Source organism: Serratia sp. CY32780 (assembly GCF_052169135.1).
Classification (GTDB): domain Bacteria; phylum Pseudomonadota; class Gammaproteobacteria; order Enterobacterales; family Enterobacteriaceae; genus Serratia; species Serratia sarumanii.
In genome coordinates this window covers 13325-38661 of record NZ_JBJNLI010000006.1, presented here as the reverse complement: position 1 = coordinate 38661, position 25337 = coordinate 13325, and the positions used below count along the sequence as shown (strand labels likewise).

Here is a 25337-nt window from a genome sequence, read left to right as displayed (position 1 = left end):
GAGCATAACGATGTCTGCAACACGTAAGAGATTTATCGCCGGGGCGGTGTGCCCGAGCTGCAGCGCCATGGATACGCTGGCGGTATGGCGGGAGGATCAGGTGGAGGTGGTGGAGTGCGTCAAGTGCGGCCACCATCAGCGCCAGACCGAACAACAGGTGGAAAAACACGTTCGCCCGCAAGAGCAGGTGATCGGCATTTTCCAGCCGAAGTAGCGTTTTTTTATCCCGGAGGGTACAGCGAGGCAGATTTCCGTTACAATCTGTCCGGAAAAGGCGCGCATCCCGATAACGGTGCGCGTCCTAGTAGCCAACGGTAGGAGATATCATGAAAGTAGCAAAAGACTTGGTGGTCAGCCTGGCTTACCAAGTACGTACAGAAGACGGTGTTTTGGTTGATGAGTCTCCGGTGAGCGCACCGCTGGACTATCTGCACGGGCATGGTTCTCTGATCGCAGGTCTGGAAAAAGCACTCGAAGGCCACGACGTTGGCGATCGTTTTGACGTTCACGTCAGCGCGAACGACGCGTACGGCAACTACGACGAAAACCTGGTGCAACGCGTACCGAAAGACGTCTTCATGGGCGTTGACGAACTGCAGGTCGGCATGCGTTTCCTGGCTGACACCGATCAGGGCCCGGTACCGGTTGAAATCACCGAAGTTGACGGCGACCACGTGGTGGTTGACGGCAACCACATGCTGGCCGGCCAAAACCTGAACTTCAATGTGGAAGTTGTCGCGATCCGCGAAGCGACCGCAGAAGAACTGGCGCACGGTCACGTACACGGCGAGCACGACCATCACCACGAACACGGTGAAGGCTGCTGCGGCGGTCACGGCCACAGCCACGATCACGACCATGGTCACGACCACGGTAAAGGCGGTTGCGGTAACGGCGGCTGCGGCTGCCACTAAGCAGATCGCAGTGACGAGACAAGAGGGCGGCCATCGGCTGCCCTTTTTTATGCGCGGCGCACCGGGCGCCGAACGGCACAACAGGACATGCCATGGCCACCATGAAAGACGTGGCGCGGCGCGCCGGCGTTTCCACGGCCACCGTCAGCCGGGTGATCAATAATACCGCCTACGTTGAACCGGTGACCCGCGAACGCGTCGAGAAAGCGATGCGCGAGTTTAACTACCACCGCAACGCCGCCGCGCTGGCGCTGGCGAAAAGAAGCGGCAATATGCTGGGATTGCTGACCGGCAATCTCGACGATCCGTTTTTTTCACGCCTCGCGCGGGGCGTGGAAGACATCACGCGGCAGGCCGGCGTGCGGTTGATGTTGTGCAGCGGCGGGCATCAGGCCGAGCTGGAAAAAAGCGGCCTCGATTTTCTCATCAATCAGGGATGTGAAGCCATCGTGGCGCACGTCACGCGCATGGAGGAGGAGGCGCTGCTGCGCTACGCCGCCCATACGCCCGCGCTGGTGCTGATCAATCGTTATCTGCCCGCCATCGCCAACCGTTGCATCTGGCTCGACAACGCCAATGCGGCGCAGACGGCGACCGAGCTGCTCATACGCCAGGGGCATCGAAGAATTGCCTGCGTGACGGCGGATCTGCCGATCGACGATCGCGCGCAGCGGCTAGCGGGTTACCGCCAGGCCATGGCCGCCGCCGGCATTGAGGTGCCCGGCAGCTGGATCATCAGCGTGCCCTTCAACGAGCGAGGGGGCGAACTGGCGGCCGAGCGCGTTCTGGCCAGCGACCAACGCTTCACCGCCGCAGTGACGTTCAACGACGTGATGGCCGCCGGCATGATGCGCACCTGCCATCAACGGCAAGTTCAGCTGCCCGAGGCGCTGTCGATCGTCGGCTTTGACGACATTGCCCTGGCGAAATATCTCCATCCTTCGTTGACCACCGTGCATTACCCGATCGAGAAAATGGCCCGACGCGCCGCGCGCCTGGCGCTGCAGATCCACAGCGGCAGCGACGTCGCGCCGCAGAACAACCGCTTTTCGGCCGAACTTATCCTGCGAGACTCCGTAACCGACGGTGAGGCGCATGCGCAAAGCAAGCGCGGCGAATGAGAGACGGCTCACACAACGCTACCTCATGAAACCGATTACATGGCCGATTGCCTGCGCTCACATCCTCCGATTATCGAAGCCATTACGCTGTTGCAGTACCCCATCTTCAACAGGAGCCGTATATGGATAATAAGAAAACGCTCAACCTTGGGTTGGCGACGCTGCCGATTGTGGCCATGCTGTTGCTGCTCATCATCGGCTATGGCCAGTTTGGCCTGCGCATTGAACCGCTGCTGCTGGTTTCCGCCGCCATCGCCGCCGCGTTGGCCTGGTGGCAAGGCTACCGCTGGGACGACATCATCGAGGCCATCGTGGCCAAACTGGCGAAGGCGATGCCGGTTATCCTGATCCTGATCTGCGTGGGCGGCCTGATCGGCACCTGGATGATCAGCGGCACAATCCCTTACATGGTGTACTGGGGGCTGAAGCTGATCAGCCCGCAATACATTCTGATCGCCGCATTCTTCATCACCAGCGTGATCTCGGTGTGCACCGGTACTTCCTGGGGAGCGGCCGGCACCGTGGGCGTGGCGCTGATGGGCGTGGCCGCCGGTCTGGACGTGCCGCTGGCCGCCGCGGCCGGGGCGGTGGTGTCCGGCGCTTACTTCGGCGACAAAATTTCGCCGTTGTCCGATTCGACCAACTTCGCGGCCATCGTCGCGGATACCGATCTCTACAGCCATATCCAGCATCTGATGTACACGACGCTGCCGAGCTTCATCCTGGCCGCCGTGGTGTACCTGATCGCCGGCCACACCGGTGCGGTGGGCAGCGTGGCAACGCCGGAAAAAGTGACCGAAATCGTCGGCGCGCTCGAGGGGCTGTACCACTTCAATCTGCTGCTGATCCTGCCGCCGGTGCTGGTGCTGTGGGGCGCGGTGACCAAACGGCCGGTGATCCCCGTCATGCTGGCCGCCTGCGCGCTGGCGATCGCCATCGGCGTCGCGCTGCAGGGCTTTAGCCTGCAGCAGGGGCTGAATGCGTTGATGGACGGTTTCAATCTGTCGATGTTTGCCGCTCAGGGCCACAACGTTGAGGGTATCGTCGCCGATGTGCCGCGCCTGCTGAACCGCGGCGGCATGTTCTCGATGATGAGTACGATCCTGCTGGTGTTCTGCGCCTTTTCCTTCGCCGGCGCTCTGACGCTGACCGGCGCGCTGACGGTGATCATCAGCCGGCTGCTGAACGTGGTGCACACCACCGGCCAGCTGATCGCCGCCACCGTTGCCACCACTATCCTGGTGACCGGCGCGACCAGCGACGGCAAGCTGGCGCTGCTGATCCCGGCGGAGCTGTTCAAAGGGGCCTATCGGCGCATGGGGCTGGACAACAAAAATCTGTCGCGCACCGTCGAAGATGCGGGCACCGTCATCGAACCGCTGATCCCGTGGACGGCCGCCGGCATTTACATGGCCACCACGCTGGGGGTCAGCACCCTCGATCTGCTGCCGTGGGCGATCCAATGTTATGCCGCGGTGGTGTTCGCCCTGATTTATGGGTTCACCGGCTTCGGTATCGCCAAACTCCAACCTCAGAACGACTTGCAGCGTAAGGAAGCCTGACATGACGAGTCATTTCAACGCCATCATCGATCGCCACAACACCGGCTCCGTGAAGTGGGACTTCATCGACCGCTATCTGCAACTGGACGGCAGCGAACTGTTGCCGATGTGGGTGTCCGATTTCGACTTTCCGTGCCCGCCAGAGGTGCAGCAGGCGCTGCATCAGCGGGTGGACCACGGCGTCTTTGGCTACAGCGAACGCGACGACGCCTACTACCAAGCGGCAATCGACTGGTTTGCCAAGCGGCACGGCTTGCCGCTGCGGCGCGAGTGGTTCACGTCGATTGAAGGGGTGGTGCCGGGGCTGGCGATGCTGATCCAACTGCTCAGCAAGCCGGGGGACGGGGTGGTGGTGCAGGGGCCGTATTATGGCTCGTTCGCCAAGATAGTCACCATGAACGGCAGAGAGGTGATTGAAAACCCGCTGCGGGAAACCCCGCAGGGATACCGGATCGATTTCGACCAGCTGGCCGCCTGCCTGGCGCAGCGTAAACCGCCGCTGTTGTTGCTGTGCAACCCGCACAATCCAACCGGCCGTTGCTGGCGCCGCGATGAACTGGAGCGGCTCATGGCGCTCTGCCACGCCCATGACGTCACGGTGATCTCCGATGAAATTTGGGCCGACCTGCTGCTGCCCGGCGAGACGTTTACGTCGGTGTTGCATCTGGGCGAGGAATATCGCGATCGGGTAATTGTGGCGACGTCCGCCAGCAAAACGTTCGGCCTCTCCTCGCTGCGCATTTCGAATTTCCTGATCCCCAACGCCCGGCTTCGGCAGGCGTTTGTCGATCGGCTGAACGCCCACGGGCTGGATGTATTCAACGCGCTGTCGATGACGGCGGCGACCGCGGCCTATCAACGGGGCGCTGCCTGGCTTGATGAGCTGCTCGACTACCTGGCGGAGAACCGGCGTTGGTTTAAGCAGGCGCTGGCTGACGCCGCGCCCTGGTGCACGATGACCCAGGCTGAAGGGACCTATCTCGCCTGGCTGGATTGCCGCTCGCTGGGTTTGAACGATGCTGACTTGCAGCAGGCGCTGGTGGCGGTGGCGAAGCTGGCGCCGTCGATGGGCAGCGGTTTCGGCCCGCAGGGGCGCGGTTTTATCCGCATAAACCTGGGGTGCCCGCGCCGGTATCTCGAGCGTGCCGTCGAAGGGTTGGCACGCCTGAAATAACCGCATGGCGAGCCCTCAATAGTGCGGCGGAGGGGTTTCTTCCGATTGCGAGGCGATCATTGAGGTTTGGGTCGAGCGCAGCTTGTCGGTCAACATGCGCAGATGTTCGCGCATCTTCAGCATTTCCATTTGATGCTGGATGACGGTCTGGTTGAGCTCTTCGATGGTGAGCTCTTGGAAGGCCTGACGGCTCTCCAGTTCTTCAAGCCGCTGTAGCAGGCGTTGAGTGTCGGCGTTGTGCATGAGGCTACCTCTGACGCGATAAAATCCTGATTCGGCGCTATGGTAACAGCTGGCGCCGGGTTTGCTCGCGCTATTTCTCCAGACGGCGCGCAACGTTGCGATCGACAGTGTAAAGTGCTGAAAAGTTGCACGCTCGATCTGCCGTTTTTTGCGAGCCTGGCCGAATATTCCGCAAGAAAAATCTGATTTATCATGGGAGTAGCACCCAGAGGGAAACTTCTTGGCAAAGCGGGAGTCACACTTTGACTCGATTGGTTACCTGTGCGACTGTTTTGTTTTGTTTCAGGCAGCTATAGTAGCCCGGTTATCTTACCTAATGATTGTTTGGGGCATTGCTTCAGACACTGGAGAAATGGATGAAATCTTTGTTTAAAGTCACGCTTCTGGCAACCACCATGGCTTTTGCTCTGAATGCGACCCAGGTCATGGCAGCCGATGCCGCCAAGCCGGCAGAAGCCGCTAAACCAGCGGACGCGGCAGCAGCACCGAGCACCGGCAAGTTTAAAAACGACGACGAGCAAGCGGCCTACGCATTGGGCGCCTCTCTCGGCCGTTACATGGACAACTCTCTGAAAGAGCAAGAGAAGCTGGGCATCAAGCTGGACAAAGATCAGCTGATTGCCGGCGTTCAGGACGCGTTCGCCAACAAGAGCAAACTGAACGACGCCGACATCGAGAAGACCCTGCAGGGCTTCGAAGCGCGCGTGAAGGCTTCCGCTCAGGCGAAGATGGAGCAGGACGCCAAGGACAACGAAACCAAAGGCGCCAAGTACCGCGATAGCTTCGCTAAAGAAAAAGGCGTGAAGAAAACCGAATCCGGCCTGCTGTACCAGGTAGAGAAGCCGGGCGCGGGTGAAGCGCCGAAAGACAGCGACACCGTGGTGGTGAACTACAAAGGCACCCTGACCGACGGTACCGAGTTCGATAACTCCTACACCCGCGGCGAGCCGCTGTCGTTCCGTCTGGACGGCGTGATCCCAGGCTGGACCGAAGGCCTGAAGCACATCAAGAAAGGCGGCAAAATCAAGCTGGTGATCCCACCGGCGCTGGCCTACGGCAAAACCGGCGTTCCGGGCATCCCGGCTAACTCCACGCTGGTCTTCGACGTTGAGCTGCTGGACGTGAAAGCGGCGCCGAAAGCCGACGCTAAAGCCGAAAAACCGGCGGACGCGAAAGCAGACGCCAAAGCGAAATAACATCGCCGCTTTGTTTGCCACCGCCGCGGATGCCCTCCGCGGCGGTTTTCATTTCGGCAGCCGCCGCCTCTCTCTCCATTGAACGCTTGACGCCTGCCGGGCATCGGGCTTAACGTCAATACCACGCGCAAACGCAAGGACTTTGCTCCGGCCGCTTTGCTAGACTAATAATTCTGACTTATCAGTCATGCGTCTGCCCCTTAGGGCGTGTACCTAAAATTGTTCCCGGCCGCCTCGCCCGCGGATGTCATCGTGCCGTTTGATGGCGCTCTCAGCCGGCCGCGCTGCGGCGTGCCGACGACGGCAGCGATCCGGTTCGAGCGGTTTTAGCTGCGCCCCCTGGCACAGGCGATCTATGAGGGTGGTATCTTCGATGTCGAATTCGCTTTTATCCAGCGAAGCCAGCGAACTTGATTTGCTGAATGAACGTCCGTTTACTCAAACGGATCATGAAATCCTGAAATCCTATGAAGCGGTGGTCGACGGGCTGGCGATGTTGATCGGCGGCCACTGCGAGATCGTACTGCACGCGCTGGAAGACCTGAACAGCTCAGCGGTACGCATCGCCAACGGTGAACATACCGGGCGTAAAATCGGCTCGCCGATCACCGATCTGGCGCTGCGCATGCTGCACGACATGGCCGGCGACGACAGCAGCGTGTCGAAAGCCTACTTTACCCGCGCCAAGAGCGGCGTGTTGATGAAGTCGGTGACCATCGCCATTCGCAATCGCGAGCAGCGGGTGATCGGCTTGCTGTGCATCAACATGAACCTCGACGTACCGTTTTCGCAGATCATGCAGACCTTTATGCCGCCAGCCACGCAGGACGTGCCGTCGTCGGTGAATTTTGCGTCTTCCGTCGACGATCTGGTGGCGCAGACGCTGGAGTTCACCATCGAAGAGGTGAACGCCGACCGCTCGGTGTCCAATAACGCCAAGAACCGCCAGGTGGTGCTCAACCTCTATGAGAAAGGCATCTTCGACATCAAGGATGCGATCAACCAGGTGGCGGATCGCCTGAACATCTCCAAACACACCGTGTATCTGTACATCCGCCAGTTCAAGAGCGGCGATCTGTTGGGAAGCGACCGTTGATGCTCGATTATTGCCTGTTGGTCACCGGCCCGGCTTACGGCACGCAGCAGGCCAGCAGCGCCTATCAGTTCGCTCAGGCTTTGTTGGCGAAAGGGCACCGGCTTTCCAGCGTCTTTTTCTACCGTGAGGGCGTGCTGAACGCCAACCAGCTGACCGCGCCCGCCAGCGACGAGTTCGACCTGGTGCGCGGTTGGACGCAACTGGCGCAGCAACACGGCGTAGCGCTCAACGTCTGCGTAGCCGCCGCGTTGCGCCGTGGGGTCACCGACGAGCAGGAGGCGGTGCAACAGGGGCTGGCAAGCGCCAACCTGCAGCCTGGCTTTACCCTGAGCGGGCTGGGTTCCCTGGCCGAAGCGTCGCTGAGTTGCGACCGTCTGGTGCAGTTCTGAGGATATGATGAAACGAGTCGCTTTTGTTTTCACCCACGGGCCGCACGGCGGCGCCGGCGGCAGGGAAGGGCTGGATGCGCTGCTCGCCACGTCGGCGCTCAGTGAAGATTTGGGGGTGTTTTTTGTCGGCGACGGCGTATTGCAGCTGTTGCCGGGCCAGCAACCGGAAAAGATTTTGGCGCGCAATTACATCGCCACCTTCGGCGTGCTGCCGCTGTATGACGTGGAGCGCTGCTATCTGTGCCAGGCTTCGCTGCAGGAGCGTGGGCTGAGCCAGGTGACCGATTGGGTGCTGGATGCCGAGGTGCTGGCGCCGGACGAACTGCGCCGCGAACTGGCCGGCTACGACGCCGTGATGACGTTTTAGGATCCTCTGATGCTGTATACCCTGAGCCACTCGCCAAACCAATGTGACTTGCCTGCGCTGCTGCGCCTGACGGCGGAGGGTGACGCGCTGCTGCTGCTGCAGGACGGCGTGCTTGCAGGCCTTGCCGGCAGCGCCCATCTTGAATCGCTGCTCGCCGCCCCCATATCCCTTTATGCGCTGCAGGACGACCTGGAAGCCCGGGGATTGGTCGGTCATTTTTCGCACAAAATCACTGTCGTCGGCTATAATCACTTCGTTGAATTAACCGAACAACACCGCAGCCAAATGGCCTGGTAATGAGAGTGATGTTGTATATTTCTTGACACCCATACTGGTCAGCCCTAAAATTCTGCGTCCTCGTACTTTGCCAATAGTGCATACGAGGGGATTTATCACATGTTTACGAAGCTAGTACGAAGCAAAAACCAGGAGCTTTTTTAATGGCAACAATTAACCAGCTGGTTCGCAAACCACGCTCTGTGAAGGCTGCTAAAAGCAACGTTCCAGCGCTGGAAGCCTGCCCGCAGAAACGTGGCGTATGCACCCGCGTATACACCACTACCCCGAAAAAACCAAACTCCGCACTGCGTAAAGTTTGCCGTGTGCGTTTGACCAACGGTTTCGAAGTGACTTCCTACATCGGTGGCGAAGGCCACAACCTGCAGGAACACTCCGTAATCCTGATCCGTGGCGGTCGTGTAAAAGACCTGCCAGGTGTGCGTTACCACACCGTCCGTGGTGCACTTGACTGCTCCGGTGTTAAAGACCGTAAGCAAGCTCGTTCCAAGTACGGCGTGAAGAAGCCAAAGGCTTAATGGTTCTCCGTTAAGTAAGGCCAAACGTTTTAACTTTAATGTCAAAATAAACTCGTAGAGTTTTGGACAATCCTGAATTAACAACGGAGTATTTCCATGCCACGTCGTCGCGTAATCGGCCAACGTAAAATCCTGCCAGATCCTAAGTTCGGATCTGAGCTGCTGGCCAAATTTGTAAATATCCTGATGGTAGACGGTAAAAAATCTACTGCAGAAGCAATCGTCTATACCGCGCTGGAGACCCTGGCTCAGCGTTCTGGTAAAGATCACCTGGAAGCTTTCGAAGTCGCTCTCGACAACGTTCGCCCGACTGTAGAAGTTAAGTCGCGTCGCGTTGGCGGTTCTACTTATCAGGTACCAGTTGAAGTCCGCCCGGTTCGTCGTAATGCTCTGGCAATGCGTTGGATCGTTGATGCTGCACGTAAACGCGGTGATAAATCCATGGCTCTGCGCCTGGCGAACGAGCTGTCTGACGCAGCAGAGAACAAAGGTTCTGCTGTTAAGAAGCGTGAAGACGTTCACCGTATGGCCGAAGCCAACAAGGCGTTCGCCCACTACCGCTGGTAATCACCCGGCTGTAGTCATGCTAACCAAGCGGGCGCGTCAAATCGGCCCGCTTGGGTTAACTGAACTTGAACGCCCTAGGAATAGAGGAATCAAATGGCTCGTACAACACCCATTGCACGCTACCGCAACATCGGTATCAGTGCTCACATCGACGCCGGTAAAACCACCACTACCGAACGTATTCTGTTCTACACCGGTGTAAACCACAAAATCGGTGAAGTTCATGACGGCGCTGCCACCATGGACTGGATGGAACAGGAGCAGGAGCGTGGTATTACCATCACTTCTGCAGCGACTACTGCTTTCTGGTCTGGTATGGCCAAGCAGTTCGAACCGCATCGCGTAAACATCATCGACACCCCAGGGCACGTTGACTTCACCATCGAAGTAGAACGTTCCATGCGTGTGCTGGATGGCGCGGTAATGGTTTACTGTGCTGTTGGTGGTGTTCAGCCACAGTCTGAAACCGTATGGCGTCAGGCTAACAAATACAAAGTGCCACGTATCGCGTTCGTTAACAAAATGGACCGTATGGGCGCTAACTTCCTGAAAGTTGTAGGCCAGATCAAATCTCGTCTGGGCGCCAACCCTGTTCCTCTGCAGCTGGCTATCGGCGCAGAAGACAAATTCACCGGCGTTATCGACCTGGTGAAAATGAAGGCGATCAACTGGAACGAAGAAGACGCAGGCGTAACCTTCGAATACGAAGACGTCCCGGCTGACATGATGGATCTGGCTGAAGAATGGCGCCAGAACCTGATCGAGTCCGCTGCGGAAGCTTCCGAAGAGCTGATGGAAAAATACTTGGGCGGCGAAGAGCTGACCGAGGAAGAAATCAAAACTGCTCTGCGTCAGCGCGTACTGAACAACGAAATCATCCTGGTTACCTGCGGTTCTGCGTTCAAGAACAAAGGCGTGCAGGCGATGCTGGATGCGGTAATCGAATACCTGCCGGCACCAACTGACGTTCCTGCGATCAACGGTATCCTGGACGACGGTAAAGACACTCCGGCTGAGCGTCACGCAAGTGATGACGAGCCGTTCTCTGCTCTGGCGTTCAAAATCGCTACCGACCCGTTCGTCGGTAACTTGACCTTCTTCCGCGTGTACTCCGGCGTTGTTAACTCCGGCGACACCGTGCTGAACTCCGTTAAGTCTGCGCGCGAGCGTTTCGGCCGTATCGTTCAGATGCACGCTAACAAGCGTGAAGAGATCAAAGAAGTTCGCGCAGGCGACATCGCCGCTGCGATCGGTCTGAAAGACGTGACCACCGGGGACACCCTGTGTGATCCAGACTCTCCAATCATCCTGGAGCGTATGGAATTCCCTGAGCCGGTAATCTCTATCGCCGTTGAACCGAAAACCAAAGCTGACCAGGAAAAAATGGGTCTGGCTCTGGGCCGTCTGGCTAAAGAAGACCCGTCATTCCGCGTATGGACTGACGAAGAGTCTAACCAGACCATCATCGCCGGTATGGGTGAACTGCACCTCGACATCATCGTTGACCGCATGAAGCGTGAATTCAACGTTGAAGCTAACGTGGGCAAACCTCAGGTAGCTTACCGCGAAGCGATTCGCGCGAAGATTACCGATGTTGAAGGTAAGCACGCCAAGCAGTCTGGTGGTCGCGGTCAGTACGGTCACGTTGTGATCGACATGTACCCACTGGAGCCGGGCTCTAACCCGAAAGGTTACGAGTTCATCAACGACATCAAAGGCGGCGTAATTCCTGGCGAATACATCCCTGCCGTTGATAAAGGCATCCAGGAGCAGCTGAAGTCTGGTCCGTTGGCTGGTTACCCGGTAGTAGACATGGGTATTCGTCTGCACTTCGGTTCTTACCACGACGTTGACTCCTCTGAACTGGCGTTTAAACTGGCCGCGTCTATCGCCTTTAAAGAAGGCTTTAAGAAAGCGAAACCCGTTCTGCTTGAGCCTATCATGAAGGTTGAAGTTGAGACTCCAGAAGAGAACACCGGTGACGTTATCGGTGACTTGAGCCGTCGTCGCGGCATGCTGCGCGGTCAGGAATCTGAAGTGACTGGCGTTAAGATCCACGCTGAAGTACCGTTGTCCGAAATGTTCGGCTACGCAACTCAGCTGCGTTCTCTGACTAAAGGTCGCGCATCATACACCATGGAATTCCTGAAGTATGATGATGCACCGAACAACGTCGCTCAGGCCGTAATCGAAGCCCGTGGCAAATAAGCCGCAGGGTTAAAACCAAAGTCCCGTGCTCTCTCCAGAAGGGGAGAGCGCTATAGTAAGGAATATAGCCGTGTCTAAAGAAAAATTTGAACGTACAAAACCGCACGTTAACGTTGGTACTATCGGCCACGTTGACCACGGTAAAACTACCCTGACTGCAGCGATCACCACCGTTCTGGCTAAAACCTACGGCGGTTCTGCACGTGCTTTCGACCAGATCGATAACGCGCCAGAAGAAAAAGCTCGTGGTATCACCATCAACACCTCTCACGTTGAGTATGACACCCCGACTCGTCACTACGCGCACGTTGACTGCCCAGGGCACGCCGACTACGTGAAAAACATGATCACCGGTGCTGCTCAGATGGACGGCGCGATCCTGGTAGTTGCTGCGACTGACGGCCCAATGCCTCAGACCCGTGAGCACATCCTGCTGGGTCGTCAGGTTGGCGTTCCTTTCATCATCGTATTCATGAACAAATGCGACATGGTTGATGATGAAGAGCTGCTGGAACTGGTAGAAATGGAAGTTCGCGAACTGCTGTCCGCTTACGACTTCCCAGGCGACGACCTGCCAGTAATCCGCGGTTCCGCGCTGAAAGCGCTGGAAGGCGAAGCTGAGTGGGAAGCGAAAATCATCGAACTGGCCGAAGCGCTGGACAGCTACATCCCAGAGCCAGAGCGTGCTATCGACAAGCCGTTCCTGCTGCCAATCGAAGACGTATTCTCCATCTCCGGTCGTGGTACCGTTGTTACCGGTCGTGTTGAGCGCGGTATCATCAAAGTTGGCGAAGAAGTTGAAATCGTTGGTATCAAAGACACCGTTAAGTCTACCTGTACTGGCGTTGAAATGTTCCGCAAACTGCTGGACGAAGGCCGTGCTGGTGAGAACGTAGGTGTTCTGCTGCGTGGTATCAAGCGTGAAGAAATCGAACGTGGTCAGGTACTGGCGAAGCCAGGCTCTATCAAGCCACACACCCAGTTCGAATCTGAAGTGTACATCCTGAGCAAAGATGAAGGTGGTCGTCACACTCCATTCTTCAAAGGCTACCGTCCACAGTTCTACTTCCGTACAACTGACGTGACCGGTACCATCGAACTGCCAGAAGGCGTAGAGATGGTAATGCCAGGCGACAACGTGAACATGGTTGTAACCCTGATTCACCCAATCGCGATGGACGACGGTCTGCGTTTCGCAATCCGTGAAGGCGGCCGTACCGTTGGCGCGGGCGTTGTTGCTAAAGTTATCGCTTAATCGCGAATAATTTTTCGACACAAAAAAGGGCACTTCGGTGCCCTTTTTTTATGCAATTTGTTTAAATCTTAATTGAAATAAAAACCATTCCCATTTAGACTCAGTGCATTGGTTAAGAAGTGAGTCTCTCTATGTATGTATGTCTGTGTAATGCGGTGACTGACAAAGCCATCCGTAACGCGGTGCGTCAGCACAATCCCCATACCATGAAGCAGCTGCGTGAACTTGTGCCGATTGGTACTGATTGTGGAAAGTGCATTCGTCAGGCAAGACAGATTATGGTGGAGGAACGCGGAACTATCATCCCAATGCATGAAGTTGCCTAACAAAGGGTAAGGTTATTTTTGACTCTTGGCTTACAGGTTCTACACTTTTAGAACTGGCCAGGAGGAGTTACCTATGAAAGGCGATAAAAAGATCATTGCTCACCTCAACAAGCTGCTCGGTAACGAGCTGGTTGCCATCAATCAATATTTCCTGCACGCCCGCATGTTCAAGAATTGGGGGTTAATGCGCCTCAACGACAAGGAGTACCACGAGTCGATCGACGAAATGAAACATGCCGATCGCTACATCGAGCGTATCCTGTTCCTGGAAGGGATCCCGAACCTGCAAGATCTCGGCAAGCTGAACATCGGCGAAGACATTGAAGAGATGCTGCGTTCCGATTTGGCGCTGGAGCTGGCGGGTGCCAAAAACCTGCGCGAAGGTATCGCCTATGCCGACTCGATCCACGATTACGTCAGCCGCGATTTGATGATCGACATCCTGGCCGATGAAGAAGAGCATATCGACTGGCTGGAAACCGAGCTGGATCTGATCGCTCGCCTCGGTATTCAAAACTATGCCCAGGCCCAGGTTCTAGAGCGCAAAGAGTAAACCTGCCTTCTGTTCGTCATCGTTTCTCCTGCCGGCAACCGTTTTTACGGTGGGGCAGGGGAGCGTCCCTGCCAAGCATAATTCATACCCTGTTTGCCGCCTTCATCTCGCGACTGCATCTGAACGCGCAAAAATGACGATTTCCTGAGCATATTTCCAACTGTGGCTTGCTTCCTCGGCCATTTTGCGTATAATGCGCGGGCTTACCTAATCTTGGTAAGCCTGATTTTAGCGAATCAGTCGATTGGCAGGCCTTTTTTGCCTCTCGAACAATACTCCCGATATGGGGGTTATATGTTGACGATTACACTCCCCCATCAATCGAAATGGGTGTGAGGAGTAATTATTTACGTTTATAAATAATTGGAGCTCTGGTCTCATGCAGAACCAAAGAATCCGTATCCGCCTGAAAGCGTTTGATCATCGTCTGATCGATCAATCAACCGCGGAAATCGTCGAGACTGCAAAGCGCACTGGTGCGCAAGTCCGTGGTCCGATCCCGCTGCCAACTCGCAAAGAGCGCTTTACCGTTCTGATTTCTCCGCACGTCAACAAAGACGCGCGCGATCAGTACGAGATTCGCACTCACAAGCGTCTGGTTGACATCGTTGAGCCAACCGAGAAAACCGTTGATGCTCTGATGCGTCTGGATCTGGCTGCCGGTGTAGACGTGCAGATCAGCCTGGGTTAATCAGGTCATTGAGCGATTGAGAGGTTGAAACAATGATTGGTTTAGTCGGTAAAAAAGTGGGTATGACCCGTATCTTCACTGAAGATGGCGTTTCTATCCCAGTAACCGTAATTGAAATTGAAGCGAACCGTGTGACTCAGGTTAAAAGCCTGGACACCGACGGTTACCGTGCCGTTCAGGTTACCACCGGTAGCAAAAAAGCTAACCGTGTAACCAAGCCGGAAGCGGGCCATTTCGCTAAAGCTGGCGTTGAAGCTGGCCGTGGTCTGTGGGAATTCCGCCTGGAAGAAGGTCAAGAATTCGCTGCAGGTCAGGAAATTAGCGTAGAAATCTTCGCTGACGTTAAAAAAGTCGATGTTACCGGTACTTCTAAAGGTAAAGGTTTTGCTGGCACTGTTAAGCGCTGGAACTTCCGTACCCAAGACGCTACCCACGGTAACTCCTTGTCTCACCGCGTTCCGGGTTCTATCGGTCAGAACCAGACTCCGGGCAAAGTGTTCAAAGGCAAGAAAATGGCTGGCCACCTGGGTGATGAGCGCGTAACCGTTCAGAGCCTGGACGTAGTACGTGTTGACGCTGAGCGCAACCTGCTGCTGGTTAAGGGTGCTGTACCGGGCGCAACCGGTGGCAACCTGATCGTTAAACCAGCTGTGAAGGCGTAAGGGGATAGCAATGGAATTAGTATTGAAAGACGCGCAAAGCGCGCTGACTGTTTCCGAAACTACCTTCGGTCGTGATTTCAACGAAGCGCTGGTACACCAGGTTGTTGTTGCTTATGCAGCAGGTGCCCGTCAAGGTACCCGTGCTCAGAAGACCCGTGCTGAAGTAACTGGTTCCGGCAAAAAGCCATGGCGTCAGAAAGGCACCGGCCGTGCGCGTTCAGGTTCTGTAAAGAGCCCGATCTGGCGTTCAGGCGGCGTGACCTTTGCTGCTAAGCCACAGGACCACAGTCAGAAAGTAAACAAAAAGATGTACCGCGGCGCGCTGAAAAGCATCCTGTCCGAACTGGTACGTCAAGATCGTCTGATCGTTGTCGAGAAGTTCTCTGTAGAAGCGCCTAAAACTAAGCTGCTGGCACAGAAACTGAAAGATATGGCTCTGGAAGACGTGCTGATCGTGACCGGTGAACTGGATGAGAATCTGTTCCTGGCAGCTCGCAACCTGTACAAGGTTGACGTGCGCGATGTAGCAGGTATCGATCCGGTTAGCCTGATCGCCTTCGACAAAGTGGTTATGACTGCTGATGCTGTGAAGCAAGTTGAGGAGATGCTGGCATGATCCGTGAAGAACGTTTGCTGAAAGTGCTGCGTGCACCGCACGTATCTGAAAAAGCATCCGCTGCGATGGAAAAAAGCAACACCATCGTTCTCAAAGTTGCCAAAGACGCGACCAAAGCAGAAATTAAAGCTGCAGTGCAGAAACTGTTTGAAGTCGAAGTCGAAGACGTGAACACCCTGGTAGTTAAAGGGAAAGTGAAGCGTCACGGTCAGCGTGTTGGTCGTCGTAGCGACTGGAAAAAAGCTTACGTCACCCTGAAAGAAGGCCAGAATCTGGACTTCATCGGCGGCGCAGAGTAAGTCGGAGGAGTAAGAACAATGGCAATTGTTAAATGTAAACCTACATCTCCGGGTCGTCGCCACGTTGTTAAAGTGGTTAACCCTGAGCTGCACAAGGGTAAACCTTATGCCCCGCTGCTGGAAAAACTGAGCAAAAGCGGTGGTCGTAACAACAATGGCCGTATCACCACCCGTCATATCGGTGGTGGCCACAAGCAACATTATCGTCTGGTTGACTTCAAGCGCAACAAAGACGGTATCCCTGCTGTGGTTGAGCGTCTGGAGTACGATCCGAACCGTTCCGCGAACATCGCGCTGGTTCTGTACAAAGACGGCGAACGCCGTTACATCCTGGCGCCGAAAGGCCTGAAAGCTGGTGACCAGATTCAATCTGGCGTTGATGCTGCAATCAAAGCGGGTAACACCCTGCCGATGCGCAACATTCCAGTTGGTTCAACGGTTCACAACGTAGAAATGAAACCAGGTAAAGGCGGTCAGATGGCTCGCTCCGCTGGTGCCTACGTTCAGATCGTTGCTCGTGATGGTTCCTACGTAACTCTGCGTCTGCGCTCCGGCGAAATGCGTAAAGTTCCAGCTGATTGCCGCGCCACCCTGGGTGAAGTCGGTAACGCTGAACACATGCTTCGCGTTCTGGGTAAAGCAGGTGCTGCACGTTGGCGTGGTGTTCGTCCTACCGTTCGCGGTACGGCGATGAACCCGGTAGATCACCCGCACGGTGGTGGTGAAGGTCGTAACTTTGGTAAGCACCCGGTAACTCCGTGGGGCGTTCAGACCAAAGGTAAGAAGACCCGTAGCAACAAGCGTACTGATAAGTTCATCGTACGTCGCCGTAGCAAAAAATAATTAGAGGATAAGCCATGCCACGTTCTCTCAAGAAAGGTCCTTTTATTGACCTGCACTTGCTGAAGAAGGTAGAGAAAGCGGTGGAAAGCGGTGACAAGAAGCCTTTGCGCACTTGGTCCCGTCGTTCAACGATCTTTCCTAACATGATCGGTTTGACCATCGCTGTCCATAATGGTCGTCAGCACGTACCAGTGTTCGTTTCCGATGAAATGGTCGGTCACAAACTGGGTGAATTCGCGCCGACTCGTACTTATCGCGGCCATGCGGCTGATAAAAAAGCTAAAAAGCGCTAAGGTAGGAGGAAGAGATGGAAACTATCGCTAAACATCGCCACGCTCGTTCTTCTGCTCAGAAGGTTCGCCTTGTTGCTGACCTGATTCGCGGTAAGAAAGTGTCGCAAGCTCTGGAAACTCTGACCTACACCAACAAGAAAGCTGCTGGTCTGGTTAAGAAAGTGCTGGAGTCTGCCATTGCTAACGCAGAACACAACGATGGCGCTGACATCGATGATCTGAAAGTTACGAAAATCTTCGTAGACGAAGGCCCAAGCATGAAGCGCATTATGCCGCGTGCAAAAGGTCGTGCAGATCGCATCCTGAAGCGCACCAGCCACATTACTGTGGTTGTGTCCGATCGCTGAGACTCTGGAGACTAGCAATGGGTCAGAAAGTACATCCTAATGGTATTCGCCTGGGTATTGTCAAACCTTGGAACTCTACTTGGTATGCGAATACCAAAGAATTCGCTGACAACCTGGACAGCGACTTTAAAGTTCGTCAATTCCTGACTAAGGAACTGTCGAAAGCTTCCGTTTCTCGCATCGTTATCGAGCGTCCTGCGAAGAGCATCCGTGTGACCATTCACACTGCTCGCCCAGGCATCGTTATCGGCAAGAAAGGTGAAGACGTCGAAAAACTGCGCAAGGTCGTAGCGGACATCGCTGGCGTTCCTGCACAGATCAACATCGCCGAAGTCCGTAAACCGGAACTCGACGCTAAATTGGTTGCTGACAGCATCACTTCTCAGCTGGAACGTCGCGTGATGTTCCGTCGTGCTATGAAGCGTGCAGTACAGAACGCAATGCGTCTTGGCGCTAAAGGTATCAAAGTTGAAGTAAGCGGCCGTCTTGGCGGCGCTGAAATCGCACGTACCGAATGGTACCGCGAAGGTCGTGTTCCATTGCACACTCTGCGTGCGGACATCGACTACAACACATCTGAAGCGCACACCACTTATGGTGTAATCGGCGTTAAGGTATGGATCTTCAAAGGTGAGATCCTGGGTGGTATGGCTGCAGTTGAACAACCGGAACCGGCTGCTCAACCTAAAAAGCAGCAGCGTAAAGGCCGCAAGTAAGGAGAGTCGCTGATGTTACAACCAAAGCGTACAAAATTCCGTAAGGTGCACAAGGGCCGCAACCGTGGTCTGGCGCAAGGTACGGATGTTAGCTTCGGCACTTTCGGTCTGAAAGCTGTTGGCCGTGGCCGTCTGACTGCTCGTCAAATCGAAGCAGCTCGTCGTGCAATGACTCGTGCAGTTAAGCGTCAAGGCAAGATCTGGATCCGTGTATTCCCGGACAAACCGATCACCGAGAAGCCGCTGGAAGTGCGTATGGGTAAAGGTAAGGGTAACGTGGAGTATTGGGTTGCCCTGATCCAGCCTGGTAAGGTCCTGTACGAAATGGACGGCGTGCCAGAAGAGGTTGCCCGCGAGGCATTCAAACTGGCAGCAGCGAAACTGCCGATCAAAACCACCTTTGTAACTAAGACGGTGATGTAATGAAAGCACAAGAGCTGCGTGAAAAAAGCGTTGAAGAGCTGAATGCCGAGCTGCTCAACCTGCTGCGTGAGCAATTCAACTTGCGCATGCAGGCGGCCAGTGGCCAGCTGCAACAAACTCACCTGTTGAAACAAGTGCGTCGTGACGTCGCACGCGTTAAGACTTTACTGACTCAAAAGGCGGGTGTGTAAATGACTGAAGTTATCCGTACCCTGCAGGGTCGTGTTGTTAGCGATAAAATGGAGAAATCCATCGTTGTTGCTATCGAACGTACTGTGAAGCACCCGATCTACGGGAAATTCATCAAACGTACGACCAAGCTGCACGTACATGACGAGAACAACGAATGTGGTACCGGCGACGTGGTGGAAATCCGCGAATGCCGCCCACTGTCCAAGACCAAGTCCTGGACGCTGGTTCGCGTTGTAGAGAAAGCGATTCTGTAATAGAGTAGCTGGCTCTCACTTAATAAACGGCTCAGAAAATGAGCCGTTTATTTTTTCTACCCATACCAAGTAAGCGGTGTTATAATGCTGCGCCCTCGGTTATGGGGCTTTTCAACGGCCTAATTTTTACTTGGGTCTTTAAAGTAGTAGTTGACATTAGCGGAGCACTAAAATGATCCAAGAACAGACTATGCTGAACGTCGCCGACAACTCCGGTGCACGTCGCGTAATGTGTATCAAGGTTCTAGGTGGCTCGCACCGTCGCTACGCAGGCGTCGGCGACATCATCAAAATTACCATCAAGGAAGCAATTCCTCGCGGTAAGGTGAAGAAAGGCGATGTTCTGAAGGCGGTAGTGGTGCGCACCAAGAAGGGTGTACGTCGCCCGGACGGTTCTGTCATTCGCTTCGATGGCAATGCATGCGTTATTTTGAACAATAACAGCGAGCAGCCAATCGGTACGCGTATTTTTGGGCCGGTAACTCGTGAACTGCGTAATGAGAAGTTCATGAAAATTATCTCTCTGGCACCAGAAGTACTCTAAGGAGCGAACATGGCAGCGAAGATCCGTCGTGATGACGAAGTTATCGTGATTACCGGGAAAGACAAAGGTAAGCGCGGTAAAGTAAAAAATGTCCTGTCTGCTGGCAAGGTCATTGTTGAAGGCATCAACCTGGTTAAGAAACACCAGAAGCCGGTTCCGGCTCTGAACCAACCAGGCGGCATTGTTGAAAAAGAAGCTGCAATTCAGGTTTCTAACATTGCTATCTTCAACGCGGCTACCGGCAAGGCTGACCGTGTAGGCTTTAGATTCGAAGACGGCAAAAAAGTCCGTTTCTTCAAATCTAACAGCGAAACTATCAAGTAATTTGGAGTAATACGATGGCGAAACTGCATGATTACTACAAAGACGAGGTAGTCAAACAACTGATGTCTCAGTTTGATTACAACTCTGTCATGCAAGTCCCTCGGGTCGAGAAGATCACCCTGAACATGGGTGTTGGTGAAGCGATTGCTGACAAGAAACTGCTGGATAACGCCGCAGCGGACCTGACAGCTATCTCCGGTCAAAAACCGTTGATCACCAAAGCCCGCAAATCTGTTGCAGGCTTCAAAATCCGTCAGGGCTATCCGATCGGCTGTAAAGTAACTCTGCGTGGCGAACGCATGTGGGAGTTCCTTGAGCGCCTGATCTCCATTGCTGTTCCACGTATCCGTGACTTCCGTGGCCTGTCCGCCAAGTCATTCGATGGCCGTGGCAACTACAGCATGGGCGTGCGTGAGCAAATCATCTTCCCAGAAATCGACTACGACAAAGTCGATCGCGTTCGTGGTTTGGATATTACCATTACCACTACTGCGAAATCTGATGATGAAGGCCGCGCGCTGCTGGCTGCTTTTAACTTCCCGTTCCGCAAGTAAGGCAGGGTTACTGATGGCTAAGCAATCAATGAAAGCACGCGAAGTCAAGCGCGTGAAATTAGCTGACAAGTTCTTTGCAAAACGCGCTGAACTGAAAGCTATTATCTCTGATGTGAACGCATCCGATGAAGATCGTTGGAATGCCGTTCTCAAGCTGCAAACTCTGCCGCGTGATTCCAGCCCGTCTCGTCAGCGTAAACGCTGCCGCCAAACTGGCCGTCCACATGGTTATGTGGGCAAATTCGGGTTGAGCCGTATTAAGCTTCGTGAAGCCGCTATGCGCGGTGAAGTACCAGGCTTGAAAAAGGCTAGCTGGTAATTACCAATTGAATCACGGGAGTAAAGACAGATGAGCATGCAAGATCCGATCGCGGATATGCTGACCCGTATCCGTAACGGTCAAGCCGCGAACAAAGTTGCGGTCACCATGCCTTCCTCCAAGCTGAAAGTGGCAATTGCCAACGTGCTGAAGGAAGAAGGTTTTATTGAAGATTTCAAAATCGAAGGCGACGCCAAGCCTGTTCTGGAACTGGTACTGAAGTACTTCCAGGGCAAAGCTGTGGTAGAAAGCATTCAACGTATCAGCCGTCCAGGTCTGCGCATCTACAAGAAAAAAGATGAGCTGCCAAAAGTTATGGCCGGTTTGGGTATCGCTGTTGTTTCTACCTCTAAAGGTGTTATGACCGATCGTGCAGCTCGCCAGGCTGGTCTTGGTGGCGAGATTATCTGCTACGTAGCTTAATTCGGGAGGAAAGAATGTCTCGTGTTGCAAAAGCACCCGTCGTCATTCCTGCCGGCGTAGAGGTAAAACTCAACGGTCAGGTTATTTCGATTAAGGGTAAAAACGGCGAGTTGACTCGTACTATCCACGACGCCGTTGAAGTGAAGCAAGAAGCTAACGCACTGACTTTCGCTCCGCGCGAAGGTTTTGCTAACGCATGGGCTCAAGCGGGTACCACGCGCGCTCTGCTGAACGCAATGGTTGTTGGTGTTACCGAAGGCTTCACCAAAAAGCTTCAACTGGTAGGTGTTGGTTATCGTGCTGCCGTTAAAGGCAACGTGGTGAATTTGGCCCTGGGCTTCTCTCACCCTATCGATCACCAGCTGCCGGCAGGTATCACTGCTGAATGCCCAAGCCAAACTGAAATCGTGCTGAAAGGCGCTGATAAGCAGGTAATTGGCCAGGTAGCAGCAGATCTGCGTGCTTACCGTCGTCCTGAGCCTTACAAAGGCAAAGGTGTTCGTTACGCCGACGAAGTCGTGCGTACCAAAGAGGCTAAGAAGAAGTAAGGTAACACTATGGATAAGAAATCTGCTCGTATCCGTCGTGCGACCCGCGCACGCCGCAAGCTCCAAGAGCTGGGTGCAACCCGCCTGGTGGTACATCGTACCCCGCGTCACATTTACGCACAGGTGATTGCTCCAAACGGTTCTGAAGTACTGGTAGCCGCTTCTACTTTAGAAAAAGCTATCGCGGAGCAACTGAAGTATTCCGGTAACAAAGACGCAGCAGCAGCCGTAGGTAAAGCTCTGGCTGAGCGCGCGTTGGAAAAAGGGATTGCGAAAGTATCCTTTGACCGTTCCGGTTTCCAATATCATGGTCGAGTCCAGGCACTGGCAGATGCTGCCCGTGAAGCTGGCCTTCAGTTCTAAGGAAGAGGTTTAAGATGGCTCACATCGAAAAACAAGCTGGCGAACTGCAGGAAAAGCTGATCGCGGTAAACCGCGTATCTAAAACCGTAAAAGGTGGCCGTATTTTCAGCTTTACCGCACTGACTGTAGTTGGTGATGGTAACGGTCGCGTTGGTTTTGGCTACGGCAAAGCACGCGAAGTTCCAGCAGCGATCCAGAAAGCGATGGAAAAAGCCCGTCGCAACATGATGAACGTCGCGCTGAACAGCGGCACCCTGCAGCACCCTGTTAAGGGCGCTCACACGGGTTCTCGCGTGTTCATGCAGCCTGCTCATGAAGGTACCGGTATCATCGCGGGCGGTGCAATGCGCGCCGTTCTCGAAGTTGCTGGGGTGCACAACGTATTGGCTAAAGCTTATGGTTCCACCAACCCGATCAACGTGGTTCGTGCAACTATCGACGCTCTGGCGAATATGAAGTCTCCTGAAATGGTCGCTGCTAAGCGTGGTAAATCCGTTGCCGACATTCTGGGGTAATTGACCATGGCTAAGACTATTAAAGTTACACAAACTCGCAGCTCAATTGGCCGTCTGCCGAAGCATAAAGCTACTCTGCTCGGTCTGGGTCTGCGTCGTATTGGTCACACCGTAGAGCGCGAGGATACTCCTGCTGTTCGCGGTATGGTCAACCTGGTTTCCTACATGGTTAAAGTTGAGGAGTAACAGATGCGTTTAAATACTCTGTCTCCGGCTGAAGGTGCCAAGCATGCGCCTAAGCGTGTAGGTCGTGGTATTGGTTCTGGCCTGGGTAAAACCGGCGGCCGTGGTCACAAAGGTCAGAAGTCTCGTTCTGGCGGTGGCGTACGTCGTGGTTTCGAAGGTGGTCAGATGCCTCTGTACCGTCGTCTGCCGAAATTCGGCTTCACTTCACGCAAAGCGATGATCACGGCAGAAGTTCGTCTGTCTGAACTGGCTCTGGTTGAAGGCGATGTTATCGACCTGAACGCGCTGAAAGCCGCTAACGTAGTTGGTGTCCAGATCGAATTCGCGAAAGTTGTACTTTCTGGCGAAGTCGCTCGTCCGGTAACCCTGCGTGGTCTGCGTGTCACCAAAGGCGCTCGTGCTGCTATCGAGGCTGCTGGCGGTAAAATTGAGGAATAAGTAGCAGATGGCTAAGCAACCAGGATTAGATTTTCAAAGTGCTAAAGGCGGGCTCGGCGAGCTGAAGCGCAGACTTTTGTTTGTCATCGGCGCGCTGATTGTCTTCCGCATCGGCTCTTTCATTCCGATTCCTGGTATCGATGCCACTGTGCTTGCCAAATTGCTTGAGCAGCAGAGAGGCACTATCATTGAAATGTTTAACATGTTCTCTGGTGGTGCCCTCAGCCGTGCTTCTATCTTTGCTCTGGGGATCATGCCGTATATCTCGGCGTCGATCATTATCCAGCTGCTGACGGTGGTTCATCCAGCGTTGGCGGAAATCAAGAAAGAAGGGGAGGCTGGCCGTCGCAAGATTAGCCAGTACACCCGTTACGGTACGCTGGTATTGGCCATATTCCAGTCGATCGGTATTGCTACCGGTCTGCCGAATATGCCTGGTATGCAGGGCCTGGTGTTAAATCCAGGCTTTGCATTCTACTTTACTGCGGTTGTGAGCCTGGTAACCGGGACAATGTTCCTGATGTGGCTGGGTGAGCAGATTACTGAACGCGGTATCGGCAACGGTATCTCGATCATTATCTTCGCGGGTATTGTAGCGGGGCTCCCGCCGGCAGTGGCTCATACTATCGAGCAAGCGCGGCAAGGCGACCTGCACTTCCTCCTGCTGCTGTTGGTTGCAGTATTGGTGTTTGCAGTAACCTTCTTCGTTGTTTTCATCGAGCGTGGTCAACGTCGTATCGTCGTTAACTATGCGAAGCGTCAACAAGGTCGTCGTGTTTATGCAGCACAGAGCACACATTTACCGTTGAAAGTGAACATGGCGGGTGTTATCCCGGCGATTTTCGCTTCCAGCATTATTCTGTTCCCGGCCACGATTGCATCATGGTTTGGGGGCGGTACCGGTTGGAACTGGCTGACTACGATTTCGCTGTATTTGCAGCCAGGGCAACCGCTTTATGTGTTACTCTATGCGTCTGCAATCATCTTCTTCTGTTTCTTCTACACGGCGTTGGTCTTCAACCCGCGTGAGACAGCAGATAACCTGAAGAAGTCCGGTGCCTTCGTACCAGGAATTCGTCCGGGAGAGCAAACGGCGAAGTATATCGATAAAGTAATGACGCGTTTAACCCTGGTGGGCGCGATGTACATTACTTTCATCTGCCTGATCCCGGAGTTCATGCGTGATGCAATGAAAGTACCATTCTACTTTGGTGGTACCTCGCTACTGATCGTGGTTGTCGTCATCATGGACTTTATGGCTCAAGTGCAAACTCTGATGATGTCAAGTCAGTACGAGTCTGCATTGAAGAAAGCAAATCTGAAAGGCTATAACCGCTAGTCAGATTCGTTTGAGAAGTTACGGAGAGTAAAAATGAAAGTTCGTGCTTCCGTCAAGAAATTATGTCGTAACTGCAAAATCGTTAAGCGTAACGGTGTCGTTCGTGTGATTTGCAGCGCCGAGCCGAAGCATAAACAGCGTCAAGGCTGATTATCTCGCATATTTTTCTTGCAAAGTTGGGTTGAGCTGGCTAGATTAGCCAGCCAATCTTTTGTATGTCGCACTGCAACACTATTTGAGTATCCTGAAAACGGGCTTTTCAGAATGGTGTTGCTGTATAAAATAGTAGGAGTGCATAGTGGCCCGTATAGCAGGCATTAACATTCCTGATCATAAACATACCGTTATCGCCTTAACGTCGATCTTCGGTATCGGTAAAACCCGTTCACAGGCTATCTGTGCATCCACGGGTATTGCTGAAAATGTTAAGATCAGTGAGCTGTCTGAAGAGCAAATCGAAAAGCTTCGTGATGCAGTTGCCAAATACACCGTTGAGGGTGATTTGCGTCGTGAAATTACCCTGAGCATCAAGCGTCTTATGGACCTTGGTTGCTATCGTGGTTTGCGTCATCGTCGTGGTCTGCCGGTACGCGGTCAGCGCACCAAGACCAACGCTCGTACCCGTAAGGGTCCGCGCAAGCCGATCAAGAAATAATCGGGGT

At 54.3% G+C, this 25337-nt stretch carries 41 protein-coding genes; 40 read left to right on the top strand and 1 reads right to left on the bottom strand.

Annotated elements, in window-relative coordinates:
• Window positions 1–10 precede the first annotated feature (10 nt).
• From ACJ8HH_RS20640 to ACJ8HH_RS20620, 5 genes are all read left to right on the top strand, one after another.
• Window positions 11–214 carry a YheV family putative zinc ribbon protein gene (locus ACJ8HH_RS20640; RefSeq protein WP_015379274.1) on the top strand — a complete coding sequence of 68 codons (204 nt, stop codon included), beginning with the start codon at window positions 11–13 and terminating at the stop codon, window positions 212–214.
• 112 nt (window positions 215–326) lie between these two features.
• A complete protein-coding gene (gene slyD, locus ACJ8HH_RS20635; protein WP_060452092.1) occupies window positions 327–914 on the top strand; it encodes a peptidylprolyl isomerase in 588 nt (195 codons plus the stop codon).
• A 92-nt stretch (window positions 915–1006) separates the two neighbouring features.
• On the top strand, window positions 1007–2035 hold the full coding sequence (locus ACJ8HH_RS20630) for a LacI family DNA-binding transcriptional regulator (protein WP_033649300.1): 1029 nt from the start codon (window positions 1007–1009) through the stop codon (window positions 2033–2035).
• A gap of 122 nt (window positions 2036–2157) precedes the next feature.
• Window positions 2158–3597, top strand: coding sequence for a Na+/H+ antiporter NhaC (nhaC, locus tag ACJ8HH_RS20625; RefSeq protein ID WP_033649299.1), 1440 nt, complete (start codon window positions 2158–2160; stop codon window positions 3595–3597).
• A 1-nt stretch (window position 3598) separates the two neighbouring features.
• Complete coding sequence (locus ACJ8HH_RS20620; RefSeq protein ID WP_033649298.1) at window positions 3599–4771, top strand: MalY/PatB family protein; 1173 nt, start codon at window positions 3599–3601, stop codon at window positions 4769–4771.
• Window positions 4772–4786: 15 nt separating this feature from the next.
• Here the strand turns inward: ACJ8HH_RS20620 and ACJ8HH_RS20615 are convergent, their stop codons facing one another.
• On the bottom strand, window positions 4787–5014 hold the full coding sequence (locus ACJ8HH_RS20615) for a SlyX family protein (protein ID WP_033649297.1): 228 nt from the start codon (window positions 5012–5014) through the stop codon (window positions 4787–4789).
• Window positions 5015–5370: 356 nt separating this feature from the next.
• Between ACJ8HH_RS20615 and fkpA the strand changes: the two genes are divergently transcribed.
• The 35 genes from fkpA (at window position 5371) to rpsM (ending at window position 25330) form a co-directional block, all read left to right on the top strand.
• On the top strand, window positions 5371–6210 hold the full coding sequence (gene fkpA, locus ACJ8HH_RS20610) for an FKBP-type peptidyl-prolyl cis-trans isomerase (RefSeq protein ID WP_016930330.1): 840 nt from the start codon (window positions 5371–5373) through the stop codon (window positions 6208–6210).
• 373 nt (window positions 6211–6583) lie between these two features.
• The gene (locus ACJ8HH_RS20605; protein ID WP_004930418.1) at window positions 6584–7306 is read left to right on the top strand and encodes a helix-turn-helix transcriptional regulator; all 723 of its coding nucleotides are present in this window, start codon (window positions 6584–6586) and stop codon (window positions 7304–7306) included.
• Complete coding sequence (gene tusD / locus ACJ8HH_RS20600; protein WP_039569242.1) at window positions 7306–7695, top strand: sulfurtransferase complex subunit TusD; 390 nt, start codon at window positions 7306–7308, stop codon at window positions 7693–7695. The genes ACJ8HH_RS20605 and tusD overlap by 1 nt, the downstream gene beginning before the upstream one ends.
• Before the next feature lie 7 nt (window positions 7696–7702).
• Entirely contained in the window at window positions 7703–8062 is a 360-nt protein-coding gene (gene tusC, locus ACJ8HH_RS20595) for a sulfurtransferase complex subunit TusC (RefSeq protein ID WP_033636258.1), read from the top strand.
• Window positions 8063–8071: 9 nt separating this feature from the next.
• Window positions 8072–8359, top strand: coding sequence for a sulfurtransferase complex subunit TusB (gene tusB, locus ACJ8HH_RS20590; protein WP_033636257.1), 288 nt, complete (start codon window positions 8072–8074; stop codon window positions 8357–8359).
• A 143-nt stretch (window positions 8360–8502) separates the two neighbouring features.
• Window positions 8503–8877, top strand: a complete 375-nt coding sequence (gene rpsL / locus ACJ8HH_RS20585) for a 30S ribosomal protein S12 (protein ID WP_004930426.1) — start codon at window positions 8503–8505, stop codon at window positions 8875–8877.
• Window positions 8878–8973: 96 nt separating this feature from the next.
• Window positions 8974–9444: a 30S ribosomal protein S7 gene (gene rpsG, locus ACJ8HH_RS20580; RefSeq protein WP_004956203.1), complete on the top strand. Its 471-nt coding sequence runs from the start codon at window positions 8974–8976 to the stop codon at window positions 9442–9444.
• 93 nt (window positions 9445–9537) lie between these two features.
• Window positions 9538–11652, top strand: coding sequence for an elongation factor G (fusA, locus tag ACJ8HH_RS20575; protein ID WP_033636256.1), 2115 nt, complete (start codon window positions 9538–9540; stop codon window positions 11650–11652).
• 70 nt (window positions 11653–11722) lie between these two features.
• Window positions 11723–12907 (top strand): elongation factor Tu, encoded by a 1185-nt coding sequence (gene tuf, locus ACJ8HH_RS20570; RefSeq protein ID WP_015376315.1) that lies wholly within the window; start codon window positions 11723–11725, stop codon window positions 12905–12907.
• A gap of 131 nt (window positions 12908–13038) precedes the next feature.
• Window positions 13039–13233 (top strand): bacterioferritin-associated ferredoxin, encoded by a 195-nt coding sequence (gene bfd / locus ACJ8HH_RS20565; RefSeq protein ID WP_015379266.1) that lies wholly within the window; start codon window positions 13039–13041, stop codon window positions 13231–13233.
• A 73-nt stretch (window positions 13234–13306) separates the two neighbouring features.
• Entirely contained in the window at window positions 13307–13786 is a 480-nt protein-coding gene (bfr, locus tag ACJ8HH_RS20560; protein WP_033636255.1) for a bacterioferritin, read from the top strand.
• A gap of 379 nt (window positions 13787–14165) precedes the next feature.
• Window positions 14166–14477 carry a 30S ribosomal protein S10 gene (gene rpsJ, locus ACJ8HH_RS20555; protein ID WP_001181005.1) on the top strand — a complete coding sequence of 104 codons (312 nt, stop codon included), beginning with the start codon at window positions 14166–14168 and terminating at the stop codon, window positions 14475–14477.
• A 32-nt stretch (window positions 14478–14509) separates the two neighbouring features.
• On the top strand, window positions 14510–15139 hold the full coding sequence (gene rplC, locus ACJ8HH_RS20550) for a 50S ribosomal protein L3 (RefSeq protein WP_015379265.1): 630 nt from the start codon (window positions 14510–14512) through the stop codon (window positions 15137–15139).
• Window positions 15140–15149: 10 nt separating this feature from the next.
• Complete coding sequence (rplD, locus tag ACJ8HH_RS20545) at window positions 15150–15755, top strand: 50S ribosomal protein L4 (protein WP_004929779.1); 606 nt, start codon at window positions 15150–15152, stop codon at window positions 15753–15755.
• Window positions 15752–16054: a 50S ribosomal protein L23 gene (gene rplW / locus ACJ8HH_RS20540; RefSeq protein ID WP_004951179.1), complete on the top strand. Its 303-nt coding sequence runs from the start codon at window positions 15752–15754 to the stop codon at window positions 16052–16054. Before rplD ends, rplW begins: the two co-directional genes overlap by 4 nt.
• A gap of 18 nt (window positions 16055–16072) precedes the next feature.
• Window positions 16073–16897 (top strand): 50S ribosomal protein L2, encoded by an 825-nt coding sequence (gene rplB, locus ACJ8HH_RS20535; protein WP_004929775.1) that lies wholly within the window; start codon window positions 16073–16075, stop codon window positions 16895–16897.
• 14 nt (window positions 16898–16911) lie between these two features.
• On the top strand, window positions 16912–17190 hold the full coding sequence (rpsS, locus tag ACJ8HH_RS20530) for a 30S ribosomal protein S19 (protein WP_004929772.1): 279 nt from the start codon (window positions 16912–16914) through the stop codon (window positions 17188–17190).
• Window positions 17191–17204: 14 nt separating this feature from the next.
• The gene (gene rplV / locus ACJ8HH_RS20525; protein ID WP_002223844.1) at window positions 17205–17537 is read left to right on the top strand and encodes a 50S ribosomal protein L22; all 333 of its coding nucleotides are present in this window, start codon (window positions 17205–17207) and stop codon (window positions 17535–17537) included.
• A gap of 17 nt (window positions 17538–17554) precedes the next feature.
• Complete coding sequence (rpsC, locus tag ACJ8HH_RS20520) at window positions 17555–18253, top strand: 30S ribosomal protein S3 (RefSeq protein ID WP_004929766.1); 699 nt, start codon at window positions 17555–17557, stop codon at window positions 18251–18253.
• A 12-nt stretch (window positions 18254–18265) separates the two neighbouring features.
• A complete protein-coding gene (gene rplP / locus ACJ8HH_RS20515; RefSeq protein WP_004929764.1) occupies window positions 18266–18676 on the top strand; it encodes a 50S ribosomal protein L16 in 411 nt (136 codons plus the stop codon).
• Window positions 18676–18867, top strand: a complete 192-nt coding sequence (gene rpmC / locus ACJ8HH_RS20510; RefSeq protein ID WP_004929762.1) for a 50S ribosomal protein L29 — start codon at window positions 18676–18678, stop codon at window positions 18865–18867. The genes rplP and rpmC overlap by 1 nt, the downstream gene beginning before the upstream one ends.
• Window positions 18868–19122: a 30S ribosomal protein S17 gene (gene rpsQ / locus ACJ8HH_RS20505; RefSeq protein ID WP_004929760.1), complete on the top strand. Its 255-nt coding sequence runs from the start codon at window positions 18868–18870 to the stop codon at window positions 19120–19122.
• Window positions 19123–19294: 172 nt separating this feature from the next.
• Window positions 19295–19666, top strand: coding sequence for a 50S ribosomal protein L14 (gene rplN, locus ACJ8HH_RS20500; RefSeq protein ID WP_000613954.1), 372 nt, complete (start codon window positions 19295–19297; stop codon window positions 19664–19666).
• A gap of 9 nt (window positions 19667–19675) precedes the next feature.
• A complete protein-coding gene (rplX, locus tag ACJ8HH_RS20495; RefSeq protein WP_004929758.1) occupies window positions 19676–19990 on the top strand; it encodes a 50S ribosomal protein L24 in 315 nt (104 codons plus the stop codon).
• 14 nt (window positions 19991–20004) lie between these two features.
• Window positions 20005–20544, top strand: coding sequence for a 50S ribosomal protein L5 (rplE, locus tag ACJ8HH_RS20490; protein WP_033636253.1), 540 nt, complete (start codon window positions 20005–20007; stop codon window positions 20542–20544).
• A gap of 13 nt (window positions 20545–20557) precedes the next feature.
• A complete protein-coding gene (gene rpsN, locus ACJ8HH_RS20485) occupies window positions 20558–20863 on the top strand; it encodes a 30S ribosomal protein S14 (RefSeq protein ID WP_004929754.1) in 306 nt (101 codons plus the stop codon).
• Window positions 20864–20893: 30 nt separating this feature from the next.
• Complete coding sequence (rpsH, locus tag ACJ8HH_RS20480) at window positions 20894–21286, top strand: 30S ribosomal protein S8 (protein WP_004929753.1); 393 nt, start codon at window positions 20894–20896, stop codon at window positions 21284–21286.
• Between the two features lie 14 nt (window positions 21287–21300).
• Window positions 21301–21834 carry a 50S ribosomal protein L6 gene (gene rplF, locus ACJ8HH_RS20475; protein ID WP_004929751.1) on the top strand — a complete coding sequence of 178 codons (534 nt, stop codon included), beginning with the start codon at window positions 21301–21303 and terminating at the stop codon, window positions 21832–21834.
• 9 nt (window positions 21835–21843) lie between these two features.
• Window positions 21844–22197 (top strand): 50S ribosomal protein L18, encoded by a 354-nt coding sequence (gene rplR, locus ACJ8HH_RS20470; protein WP_004929748.1) that lies wholly within the window; start codon window positions 21844–21846, stop codon window positions 22195–22197.
• 14 nt (window positions 22198–22211) lie between these two features.
• A complete protein-coding gene (gene rpsE / locus ACJ8HH_RS20465; RefSeq protein WP_004929747.1) occupies window positions 22212–22712 on the top strand; it encodes a 30S ribosomal protein S5 in 501 nt (166 codons plus the stop codon).
• 6 nt (window positions 22713–22718) lie between these two features.
• Entirely contained in the window at window positions 22719–22898 is a 180-nt protein-coding gene (gene rpmD, locus ACJ8HH_RS20460) for a 50S ribosomal protein L30 (RefSeq protein WP_048232028.1), read from the top strand.
• A 3-nt stretch (window positions 22899–22901) separates the two neighbouring features.
• Window positions 22902–23336, top strand: coding sequence for a 50S ribosomal protein L15 (gene rplO, locus ACJ8HH_RS20455; RefSeq protein ID WP_004929742.1), 435 nt, complete (start codon window positions 22902–22904; stop codon window positions 23334–23336).
• Window positions 23337–23343: 7 nt separating this feature from the next.
• Complete coding sequence (gene secY, locus ACJ8HH_RS20450; RefSeq protein WP_004929740.1) at window positions 23344–24675, top strand: preprotein translocase subunit SecY; 1332 nt, start codon at window positions 23344–23346, stop codon at window positions 24673–24675.
• 33 nt (window positions 24676–24708) lie between these two features.
• On the top strand, window positions 24709–24825 hold the full coding sequence (rpmJ, locus tag ACJ8HH_RS20445; protein WP_002227352.1) for a 50S ribosomal protein L36: 117 nt from the start codon (window positions 24709–24711) through the stop codon (window positions 24823–24825).
• Between the two features lie 148 nt (window positions 24826–24973).
• A complete protein-coding gene (rpsM, locus tag ACJ8HH_RS20440) occupies window positions 24974–25330 on the top strand; it encodes a 30S ribosomal protein S13 (RefSeq protein WP_004929734.1) in 357 nt (118 codons plus the stop codon).
• Window positions 25331–25337 lie beyond the last annotated feature (7 nt).

Bases quoted from the DNA above. Each gene is read 5' to 3' on its own strand.
- ACJ8HH_RS20640 (WP_015379274.1), top strand. From the start codon at position 11: ATGTCTGCAACACGTAAGAGATTTATCGCCGGGGCGGTGTGCCCGAGC.
- slyD (WP_060452092.1), top strand. From the start codon at position 327: ATGAAAGTAGCAAAAGACTTGGTGGTCAGCCTGGCTTACCAAGTACGT.
- ACJ8HH_RS20630 (WP_033649300.1), top strand. From the start codon at position 1,007: ATGGCCACCATGAAAGACGTGGCGCGGCGCGCCGGCGTTTCCACGGCC.
- nhaC (WP_033649299.1), top strand. From the start codon at position 2,158: ATGGATAATAAGAAAACGCTCAACCTTGGGTTGGCGACGCTGCCGATT.
- ACJ8HH_RS20620 (WP_033649298.1), top strand. From the start codon at position 3,599: ATGACGAGTCATTTCAACGCCATCATCGATCGCCACAACACCGGCTCC.
- ACJ8HH_RS20615 (WP_033649297.1), bottom strand. From the start codon at position 5,014: ATGCACAACGCCGACACTCAACGCCTGCTACAGCGGCTTGAAGAACTG.
- fkpA (WP_016930330.1), top strand. From the start codon at position 5,371: ATGAAATCTTTGTTTAAAGTCACGCTTCTGGCAACCACCATGGCTTTT.
- ACJ8HH_RS20605 (WP_004930418.1), top strand. From the start codon at position 6,584: ATGTCGAATTCGCTTTTATCCAGCGAAGCCAGCGAACTTGATTTGCTG.
- tusD (WP_039569242.1), top strand. From the start codon at position 7,306: ATGCTCGATTATTGCCTGTTGGTCACCGGCCCGGCTTACGGCACGCAG.
- tusC (WP_033636258.1), top strand. From the start codon at position 7,703: ATGAAACGAGTCGCTTTTGTTTTCACCCACGGGCCGCACGGCGGCGCC.
- tusB (WP_033636257.1), top strand. From the start codon at position 8,072: ATGCTGTATACCCTGAGCCACTCGCCAAACCAATGTGACTTGCCTGCG.
- rpsL (WP_004930426.1), top strand. From the start codon at position 8,503: ATGGCAACAATTAACCAGCTGGTTCGCAAACCACGCTCTGTGAAGGCT.
- rpsG (WP_004956203.1), top strand. From the start codon at position 8,974: ATGCCACGTCGTCGCGTAATCGGCCAACGTAAAATCCTGCCAGATCCT.
- fusA (WP_033636256.1), top strand. From the start codon at position 9,538: ATGGCTCGTACAACACCCATTGCACGCTACCGCAACATCGGTATCAGT.
- bfd (WP_015379266.1), top strand. From the start codon at position 13,039: ATGTATGTATGTCTGTGTAATGCGGTGACTGACAAAGCCATCCGTAAC.
- bfr (WP_033636255.1), top strand. From the start codon at position 13,307: ATGAAAGGCGATAAAAAGATCATTGCTCACCTCAACAAGCTGCTCGGT.
- rpsJ (WP_001181005.1), top strand. From the start codon at position 14,166: ATGCAGAACCAAAGAATCCGTATCCGCCTGAAAGCGTTTGATCATCGT.
- rplC (WP_015379265.1), top strand. From the start codon at position 14,510: ATGATTGGTTTAGTCGGTAAAAAAGTGGGTATGACCCGTATCTTCACT.
- rplD (WP_004929779.1), top strand. From the start codon at position 15,150: ATGGAATTAGTATTGAAAGACGCGCAAAGCGCGCTGACTGTTTCCGAA.
- rplW (WP_004951179.1), top strand. From the start codon at position 15,752: ATGATCCGTGAAGAACGTTTGCTGAAAGTGCTGCGTGCACCGCACGTA.
- rplB (WP_004929775.1), top strand. From the start codon at position 16,073: ATGGCAATTGTTAAATGTAAACCTACATCTCCGGGTCGTCGCCACGTT.
- rpsS (WP_004929772.1), top strand. From the start codon at position 16,912: ATGCCACGTTCTCTCAAGAAAGGTCCTTTTATTGACCTGCACTTGCTG.
- rplV (WP_002223844.1), top strand. From the start codon at position 17,205: ATGGAAACTATCGCTAAACATCGCCACGCTCGTTCTTCTGCTCAGAAG.
- rpsC (WP_004929766.1), top strand. From the start codon at position 17,555: ATGGGTCAGAAAGTACATCCTAATGGTATTCGCCTGGGTATTGTCAAA.
- rplP (WP_004929764.1), top strand. From the start codon at position 18,266: ATGTTACAACCAAAGCGTACAAAATTCCGTAAGGTGCACAAGGGCCGC.
- rpmC (WP_004929762.1), top strand. From the start codon at position 18,676: ATGAAAGCACAAGAGCTGCGTGAAAAAAGCGTTGAAGAGCTGAATGCC.
- rpsQ (WP_004929760.1), top strand. From the start codon at position 18,868: ATGACTGAAGTTATCCGTACCCTGCAGGGTCGTGTTGTTAGCGATAAA.
- rplN (WP_000613954.1), top strand. From the start codon at position 19,295: ATGATCCAAGAACAGACTATGCTGAACGTCGCCGACAACTCCGGTGCA.
- rplX (WP_004929758.1), top strand. From the start codon at position 19,676: ATGGCAGCGAAGATCCGTCGTGATGACGAAGTTATCGTGATTACCGGG.
- rplE (WP_033636253.1), top strand. From the start codon at position 20,005: ATGGCGAAACTGCATGATTACTACAAAGACGAGGTAGTCAAACAACTG.
- rpsN (WP_004929754.1), top strand. From the start codon at position 20,558: ATGGCTAAGCAATCAATGAAAGCACGCGAAGTCAAGCGCGTGAAATTA.
- rpsH (WP_004929753.1), top strand. From the start codon at position 20,894: ATGAGCATGCAAGATCCGATCGCGGATATGCTGACCCGTATCCGTAAC.
- rplF (WP_004929751.1), top strand. From the start codon at position 21,301: ATGTCTCGTGTTGCAAAAGCACCCGTCGTCATTCCTGCCGGCGTAGAG.
- rplR (WP_004929748.1), top strand. From the start codon at position 21,844: ATGGATAAGAAATCTGCTCGTATCCGTCGTGCGACCCGCGCACGCCGC.
- rpsE (WP_004929747.1), top strand. From the start codon at position 22,212: ATGGCTCACATCGAAAAACAAGCTGGCGAACTGCAGGAAAAGCTGATC.
- rpmD (WP_048232028.1), top strand. From the start codon at position 22,719: ATGGCTAAGACTATTAAAGTTACACAAACTCGCAGCTCAATTGGCCGT.
- rplO (WP_004929742.1), top strand. From the start codon at position 22,902: ATGCGTTTAAATACTCTGTCTCCGGCTGAAGGTGCCAAGCATGCGCCT.
- secY (WP_004929740.1), top strand. From the start codon at position 23,344: ATGGCTAAGCAACCAGGATTAGATTTTCAAAGTGCTAAAGGCGGGCTC.
- rpmJ (WP_002227352.1), top strand. From the start codon at position 24,709: ATGAAAGTTCGTGCTTCCGTCAAGAAATTATGTCGTAACTGCAAAATC.